General features: G+C 53.0%; 7 protein-coding genes. All 7 read left to right on the top strand.

The genetic code is table 11. From position 1 onward, the window contains the following. Positions 1 to 490 precede the first annotated feature (490 nt). The 7 genes from B7444_RS15890 to B7444_RS15860 all read left to right on the top strand — a co-directional run bounded on the left by B7444_RS15890 (position 491) and on the right by B7444_RS15860 (position 7,900). On the top strand, positions 491 to 1,255 hold the full coding sequence (locus B7444_RS15890; RefSeq protein ID WP_007284607.1) for a triose-phosphate isomerase: 765 nt from the start codon (positions 491 to 493) through the stop codon (positions 1,253 to 1,255). After that, on the top strand, positions 1,252 to 2,091 hold the full coding sequence (locus tag B7444_RS15885; RefSeq protein WP_007284606.1) for a DeoR/GlpR family DNA-binding transcription regulator: 840 nt from the start codon (positions 1,252 to 1,254) through the stop codon (positions 2,089 to 2,091). The genes B7444_RS15890 and B7444_RS15885 overlap by 4 nt, the downstream gene beginning before the upstream one ends. Before the next feature lie 15 nt (positions 2,092 to 2,106). Continuing rightward, positions 2,107 to 2,589, top strand: a complete 483-nt coding sequence (locus B7444_RS15880; RefSeq protein WP_007284605.1) for an RpiB/LacA/LacB family sugar-phosphate isomerase — start codon at positions 2,107 to 2,109, stop codon at positions 2,587 to 2,589. Positions 2,590 to 2,653: 64 nt separating this feature from the next. Then, entirely contained in the window at positions 2,654 to 3,574 is a 921-nt protein-coding gene (locus B7444_RS15875) for a substrate-binding domain-containing protein (protein WP_007284604.1), read from the top strand. A gap of 16 nt (positions 3,575 to 3,590) precedes the next feature. Next, on the top strand, positions 3,591 to 5,096 hold the full coding sequence (locus B7444_RS15870; protein WP_007284603.1) for a sugar ABC transporter ATP-binding protein: 1,506 nt from the start codon (positions 3,591 to 3,593) through the stop codon (positions 5,094 to 5,096). Then, positions 5,086 to 6,105 (top strand): ABC transporter permease, encoded by a 1,020-nt coding sequence (locus B7444_RS15865; protein ID WP_007284602.1) that lies wholly within the window; start codon positions 5,086 to 5,088, stop codon positions 6,103 to 6,105. Before B7444_RS15870 ends, B7444_RS15865 begins: the two co-directional genes overlap by 11 nt. Before the next feature lie 40 nt (positions 6,106 to 6,145). Continuing rightward, positions 6,146 to 7,900 carry a dihydroxyacetone kinase family protein gene (locus B7444_RS15860; RefSeq protein WP_035730387.1) on the top strand — a complete coding sequence of 585 codons (1,755 nt, stop codon included), beginning with the start codon at positions 6,146 to 6,148 and terminating at the stop codon, positions 7,898 to 7,900. The last annotated feature ends 266 nt before the right edge of the window (positions 7,901 to 8,166 follow it).

Here is an 8,166-nt window from a genome sequence, read left to right as displayed (position 1 = left end):
GGTTCGGAAGTAAACCGTGACACGTCCAGCCGAAGCGAGCGCACCCTTTCGCACCGTTCTGATGGCGCCAGAAAATCGCGGAGATTGACTGCCAAAGGGTCTTGGGCGGCGTCTTTTGCCCTTCGGAAGGACTTCCTCGATCAGAGGCTCCCATACAGACTGCATCATGCTCATCACAAACTCCTATGCAGCCCGTTGCGTCATTCAAGCTCTAACAGGCCTTAGAGCTTTCTAACTCATATAAGACAAAAATAATCACAATAAAGTGTTACGTTGCATACATATGTAACAGAGATACCATTAAAACGAGATAAAAAACTAAAAATACAATGAAAACATAAACTTATAAAAATTTCTAATAAGCTTAATTTCATATAAGCGCTCTGCATAAAAGATTTTTGTAATGTATTTTATGAATAAAATATCACTATATTTGATACATATAACATTCCTAGTGTTATGAAGCGGGTCTCAGATTCGGAGATATGTGATGGAGCGCAATACTATCTGGGTTGGCACGAGCTGGAAGATGAACAAAGGGCCTGTGGCATCTTTGGTAGCCGCGAAAGAGCTTGCCAGAATGTCTTTCCCGGTCGCTATTCAGCCGTTCGTCATTCCTCCATTTACGTCTCTCAAGGATGTCTGTGACATCTTGTCAGGAGGCCGTGTCGCTGTCGGTGCGCAGAACATGCACTGGGAGGATGATGGCCCTTGGACGGGTGAAATCTCTCCCGTCATGATTTCTGAGTGCGGTGCAGAGCTGGTAGAAATTGGACACTCAGAGCGACGAATACATTTTGGAGAGACAGACTGGACCGTCAATCTCAAGGTCCGCTCTGCATTGCGACATGGTTTGAGGCCACTTCTCTGTATTGGTGATACATCTGATGAATATTATCATGACGTAACTAATGAAACTTTAGCACGGCAATTAAAGATCGCATTGCACGGCGTCTCTGAAGAAGATCTTTCACGTGTTCTTGTTGCCTATGAACCCGTGTGGGCCATCGGTGCCTCGGGCCGTGCTGCAGACGCGACCTTTGTTGAAACCACGCATGATCATCTTCGAAAGTTGCTACGCAATATAGCTGGATCGGACAGTGGCTCGGCTGTCAAACTCCTGTATGGCGGAAGTGTCACGCAGGAAAACGCCGCGAGCTATATCGCACTCCCTAACGTCGATGGTGTTTTCGTTGGCCGCGCTGCCTGGAATGTCGACCACTTCCGTGCTCTGGTGGAGGGAGTCGTCGCATGACGTCCCAGACCACAGTTGAATCCTGCTCAGCTTCTGTGCGGCGTCAGAACATTCTGAACTATGTTCGTGATCGTGGTGGTGCACAGATTGATGAGTTGGCCGGGCGCTTTGTCGCAAGCCGCATGACGATCCACCGTGACCTCCAGGTCCTTTCGGAGCGCGGAGTGGTGTGCCGTGTCTATGGGGGTGTGACTACTCCTCCCAAAGTATTTTCAGAAGGGAGCGTTGCTCAACGAAGCAATCGTGCGGTGGAAGCGAAGCAGGCCATTGCAATTTTAGCTGAAAGTCTTGTTCAGGAAGGGGATATCATTGCTCTGGATGACTCAACGACTTCCCGGTTTCTCTCGGAACGCCTGACAGATAGATCAGCTCTCACGGTTGTCACGAATAGCATGGGAACTGCAAACCTGTTCGCCGCCAAGCCCAACGTGAATCTTCTTTTGCTGGGTGGGCGTTACAACATGCTTTTCGACGCATTTTTTGGAACCCTTTGTGAACAGGCGGCAGCATCGCTGCGGGTTAACACGCTATTCATGTCCGTCGCAGCAATCCGCGGGATGACAGCGTATCATCAGGAGCAAGATATCATCAAAGCCAAGCAGGCTCTGATGAACATTTCTGATCGCAAAGTCCTGCTTGTGGACAGTACGAAATTCGGTGTCATCACCCTCAATCGCTTTTCCGAGCTGACGGAATTCGACGTGGTGATCACGGATTCAGGTCTTGAAAAAGACGTGGAACACACGCTCCGCAGTGCGGGGATCAATCTGAAAATTGCGGAAATCTCCACTGCCAGATTGGGCGGATCAACCACCGCCCAGGAACGTAACCCATAAAGACGGAGGAAAATCATGCGTATTGCGATTGGAGGCGATCGGGCCGGAGAAGGTCTTGCAGGCCTCATTGTTACACATCTGCGGGCCACAACGCCGCACACGGTTGTCGATATGTCACATCCTGACGATGACCACCCTGAGCTTTATTCGGAGTTGAGTGAACGTGTCGGTCTTGCCATTACCCGTGGAGATTTCGATCGGGGAATTCTGTGCTGTGGAACCGGGATTGGCGTCTGTATTTCCGCCAATAAAATTCCGGGAATTCGAGCTGCGCTAACGCACGACACCTATTCTGCAGAGCGTGCTGCCCTCTCCAATGATGCTCAGATCATCACCATGGGCGCGCGCGTCATTGGGCCCGAACTGGCCAAAAGTATTGTGGCGGCCTGGCTGGCACATAGCTTTGACCCGGCGGGTCCATCTGCGGGCAATGTCGCAGGAATTGAAGAGTTGAGTCGGAAATATTCCGAGCATCATCTGCAAACATCTCACTGTTGAAAAAAACTTCGCTCGTTACCGACCCAATGCTGGAACGAACGGATTATCTGGAAAGACGACCAACATGAAAAAAGCTCTTTTACTTGGTGCTGTTCTTGCTGCAACGCCCCTCGTTGCACAGGCTGCCGATAATAGTACGCCTTTGCGCTTTGTTTTGATTCCGAAAGTTGTTCATCCGTGGTTTGACAAACTCAATACGGGTGCTCGTGCCGCAGCAGACATGATCACCAAAACCACGGGGCAGAAGATCGAAATCGAATACCGTGCTCCGCAAACGGCTGATGTTTCTTCTCAGAACGACATCATCGAGCGAGCGATTGCCACTCATCCTGATGGACTCATTCTTGATCTGCTGGACGAGAAGGGAAATCGCGCGACGATGGATGAAGCTACCGAACAGAAAATTCCCATGACAGTCTTTGACTCTCTTCCTCCGGAAGGGATGAATATCACGGCTGTTGGCGCAGATTTCTGCGAGCAGGGGACGATAGCAGCAGAGCGACTTGCTACCCTGATTGGCAAAAAGGGTGAAGTGGCCATCATGATGGGTGTGCCAACAGCGCCTAATCATACTTTGCGTGCTGAGTGTGAAAAGAAGGTTTTTGCAAAATACCCGGATATCAAGGTTGTCGCGACCGGCATTGATAATGACAGCATCGAAACAGGTCAGAAACAGGCGTCTGCCATCATGCAGGCGCACCCCAATCTGGTTGGATGGGTCGCTTGTGATGCGTCAGGCCCAGTGGGCATTGGTCAAGCCATTCGCGAAAGTGGGAAGGCTGGAAAAGTCCAGGAAGTCGGCCTCGATAACCTGAATGACATGCTTCAGCTCATTCGCGATGGCGTAGCGGAATCAACAGCATCCAGCCGTCCGGAAATGCAGGGCTACTGGGCTGTCGTTTCTGCATGGCAGAGCGCAATGGGGCAGAAAACACCCAAGTACATCGATACGGGCATCGACGTCATCACCAAGAAATCCCTCTGAGTCAGGAGTAACGATCATGGCGGTTCTGCAGGTTGAAGCTGTCCGTAAAAGCTATCCCGGCGTGGTTGCGCTCGATCACGTCGATCTGACGCTTGAACCGGGCAAAATCCATATTCTGGCAGGCGAAAACGGTGCGGGAAAATCAACGCTGATCAAGACACTCACAGGGCTTGTCACGCCTGATGAAGGAAAAGTTCTGATCGAGGGACAGGATGCCCTTGCAGATCATGGTCTTTTCTCTCGTATTGCGTACGTCCCGCAGGAACTGAACCTGTTTCCGTCCATGACGGTTGCTGAAAACATGTTCATGCCCTTTCACCGTTCGGGATTTGGTCATCTGACGATTTCGCGGAAGGCCATGGAAAACGAGGCCGCACGCTTTATCGAGCGCTTTGGCATTCATGCCCGACCAGGGCAGACGGTCAGTCGCATTAGCGTCTCGGATCAGCAACTCCTTCAGATTGCGCGGGCTGCCTGTCGGGATGAGTTCAAGGTTCTGATTCTGGATGAACCGACATCCTCACTCACGGCGAATGAGACGGAACATCTTTTCCGCATCATCACCACGTTGCGGGATAATGGCTGCGCGATCGTTTTTGTCTCGCATAAGATGGAAGAGATTTTCAGTCTGGGTGATACCGTGACGGTTCTGAGGAATGGCCGGAGTGTCGGGACATACCCGATGGACGGCATGACGGAAGAGAATCTCATCCGACTGATGTCTGGCAATTCTGTTCAGCTTGAAGAGAAATTCCAGCCTCGTGGGGTCATTGATGATTCCGATATTCTGTTGAGCGTGGAAGGGCTGACCGGGCCAGGTTTTTCAGATGTCTCTTTCCAGCTCCGTCGTGGCGAAATTCTTGGTTTTGCCGGACTTGTGGGGGCTGGCCGCTCGGAAGTGATGCAGACCATGTTCGGGTATCATTCCGCAAAATCTGGTCGCTGCGTCTTGAGCGGTAAAGAAATTCCGCGTGGCAGAACAGATCGGGCTGTCGCCATGGGCATGGTCTATCTTTCCGAAGAGCGGAAGCATCATGGCATTTTCCCGCTTCTGAGCGTACGCGAAAACATCAGTCTCTCCGTTCTGGAAAAGATGAAGCGTGGCGGCATCATTTCTTCCAACAAGGAAAAAACGATCGTTTCTGAAACAATTCAGAGATTTGATGTTCGTACGTCCTCTGTCGGTAAAAAAATTGTCTTCCTGTCGGGTGGAAACCAGCAGAAGGCCATCATCGGTCGTGCAATGGCGCGGCGTCCTCGCATCCTGATTTTCGATGAGCCCACAAAGGGCATCGATATAGGGACGAAATTCCAGATTTACCGCATCATGCAGCAACTGGCGGAAGAGGGCGTCGGCATCATCCTCGTCTCTTCTGAAATGACAGAACTGCAGCGCTGCGCAACACGCATCATCACCATGTACGACGGTCGGACCACCGGGTCGTTCGACCAGGCTACCACTGACGTCAATACGCTTGTGGGCGCGATTATCGGCGCCACGGAGACTCGTCATGTCGCTTGAAACCACGCTCCCCGGAGCAACCCCCACGCCTCCAAAGGCTTCTTCCATTCGTGCGCTGGTGGCCAGAATGGTCGCCAATCCGCTGGGGGGTGTCATCGGCGCCATGATCCTGATTTTCGGGATTTCATGCGTGCTGTCACCGCACTTCCTGACCTCATTCAACATGATCATCATTGCCCGGGCGCTGGCGTTTATCGGGCTGGTCACCATCGGGCAGGCTGTCCTGATGATCCTTGGTGAACTTGATCTGTCCGTTGGTGCGATCGGCGGTCTCGCCGGCGTTGTCGGCGGAATGCTGATGGTGCAGGTCGGTCTAAATCCGTGGCTTTCGCTTGCCCTGTGTCTGCTGATGGGCGCCGGGTGTGGTCTGCTGAACGGTTTGCTGATTACTCAGCTCCGTCTGCATTCTCTGGTGCTGACCATCGGTATGGCGGGTGTCTATGGTGGCGCCAATCTGGTGGCCACGCGCGGCGTTGCCATCACTGGTGTCCCGCATGAGATCAGCTTCCTCGGCAGGGGTCTTGTTTTCGGATTTCCAGTTCCCTTTCTGGTCTTGGTGGTTTGCTTGAGCATTGTGGCATTCGTCATGATGCGTACGCCTGTCGGGCGCTATATTTACGCGATTGGGAGTAATCCGCAGGCTGCAAGGATGCTGGGCATTCGCGTCAATGCGATCCGTATGGGTGCGTTTGCTCTCGCTGGTTTCCTGTCTGCTCTGGCCGGTATTCTTATGGTGGCGCGTCTCGGAACGGCACAGCCATCTATTGGTGACACGTGGGTTCTGTCCCCGATCGCGGCAGCTGTCATTGGCGGTGTTGCAACGACAGGCGGTCTGGGAAGCCCGGTTGGAGCTGTTCTGGGCGCTGTGATCATTGGGATGATTGAAGACATCATCGTCCTCTTCGGCATCTCACCTTACTGGCAGTCCATTGTCAGTGGCGGCATCGTCGTGCTCGCCATCTCTTTGGACTCACTTGCCCGTCATTATCTCAACCGCGATGCGTCTTGATCGGCAGCAGCTTTTCATCCTGATGAAGGAGGGACATAACATGACCAAGATCTGTGGCGATGCTTCCCAATTCGCAGCCTCGGCCCTGCATGGATACAGCATGGTCCATCGGGACCTTGTAAAAATGGTCCGTGGCGGTGTTGTCCGTGCCCAGCCTGGCTCAAAAGGCAAGGTGGCTGTCGTCGTAGGAGGTGGGTCAGGACACTATCCGGCTTTTGTCGGATATGTGGGAACCGGCTTTGCAGATGCAGCCATTGCCGGAGATATTTTCGCGTCTCCATCCACGCAGGCTATTCAGAGTGTCGTTCGTCAAGCTGACCTCGGTGGCGGTATTCTTCTCGGTTTCGGTAATTATGCGGGAGATGTCCTGAACTTCGGTATCGCTGCCGACAGGCTGCGCGCAGAAGGATATGACGTCCGAATTCTTGCAACCATGGACGACGTGGCAAGTGCTAAAGAAAGTGAAAGAGAACGCCGCCGCGGGATTGCCGGTGATTTGACGATTTTTAAGATTGTTGGCGCAGCTGCGGAAGCTGGTCTGGATCTGGATGCTGTCGAACAGATCGGTCATCGCGCCAATCGTCAGACCCGGACATTTGGTGTTGCCTTTGATGGTTGCACACTGCCTGGAGAGGCGGACAAGCTGTTTCACGTTCCTGCCGCCCGTATGGCGCTTGGTCTCGGGGTGCATGGAGAGCCAGGGATCGGGGAAGAAAGCATTCCGACGCCTCAGGCTCTTGCTCAGATCCTGCTGGAAAAAGTCGTCAGTGAAATGCCCGCAGATGCGCCCCGGCGCGTCGCGATTACCCTTAACGGCCTGGGAAGTACCAAACAGGAAGAACTGTTCGTTCTTTGGGAGGCCTTGGTTCCCCTTCTGGCAAAGGCAGGGTTAACGCCTGTGGCTCCGCTGGTGGGAGAGTATGTTACGAGCCTCGATATGGCAGGCTGCTCATTGACGCTGACCTGGCTTGACGAGGAATTGGAGCGGTTCTGGTGTGCCCCAGTCGATACTGCCGCGTTGCGTCATGGCCTTATCGAGGATGTGGACACTACGCCCGAAGATTCCTTGGAGGGGCCTTCTGTCACTTACATGAAAGCTTCGACAGGTGAGGGACGGCGTGGTGGCCAATGTGTTTCCGAAATCATGAGTACTCTGGCATCTGCTCTGGCGACAGCAGAGGCTGAACTGGGTCGTATCGATGCAGTCGCAGGGGATGGCGATCACGGTCAGGGAATGGCTCGCGGCTCGGCTGCTGCCAAGGTAGCTGCTGCTAAAGCGGCATCGTTTGGAGCTGGAGCGGCAACTACCCTCTCAGCTGCTGCAGACGCATGGGCTGATCGTGCTGGGGGAACATCTGGTGCTCTTTGGGGGGAAGGACTAAGGGCCTTCAGCTTGGCATTGGACGATAACACGCTTCCATCCCCGGAGCAGCTTAGCCGTGGGGCAAAACAGGCCATGGAGCGCATTATGTCTCTAGGCAAAGCCAAGCCGGGAGATAAAACGCTTATTGACGCTCTTGTGCCTTTCGTAAATATTTTTGAACAGGAGCTGGCAAATCATAAAACATTGTCAGAAGCTTGGTGTCTGGGAGCTCAAGCATCTCAAGTAGCTGCAGAAGCAACGAAAGATCTGTTGCCTCGGATGGGGCGCGCCAGAACGCATGGAGAGAAGAGCAAAGGCCATCCGGATGCGGGAGCTCTTTCACTCTCCCTCTGCGTAGGTGTCGTTGGGCAGGAGCTCCAGAAGAATGAGCAAACAGTATTTCGGCATGGTACACAGGCCCTGCAACAGTAGCTACGTCACGGTTTATGATTGTTTGATCGTGCGTTTTGATGGCGTGCTATTTTTCACGTAAGTGGAAAGAGGTTCTTGGGACAAATACCCCACGGGCAGGCACGCCAAATATAGCGTGCCGTCGCTGCCTCTCTGTACGACAAGGCTCGACGGCTATCGCGTCTAATTTCCAGAGAACCCTATGTGGTATACAAGATCGACCTCGCCGAATGGATGTCAGGTTTAGGTAATGTTGACAAAAGATCTAGACGATTTGGCTGAGATCT

This window comes from Gluconobacter thailandicus F149-1 = NBRC 100600 (assembly GCF_000964465.1).
In the GTDB taxonomy this organism is placed as follows: domain Bacteria; phylum Pseudomonadota; class Alphaproteobacteria; order Acetobacterales; family Acetobacteraceae; genus Gluconobacter; species Gluconobacter thailandicus.
Note: the sequence above shows the minus strand (reverse complement) of the source record. Positions and strands in the feature narration are given on the sequence as shown.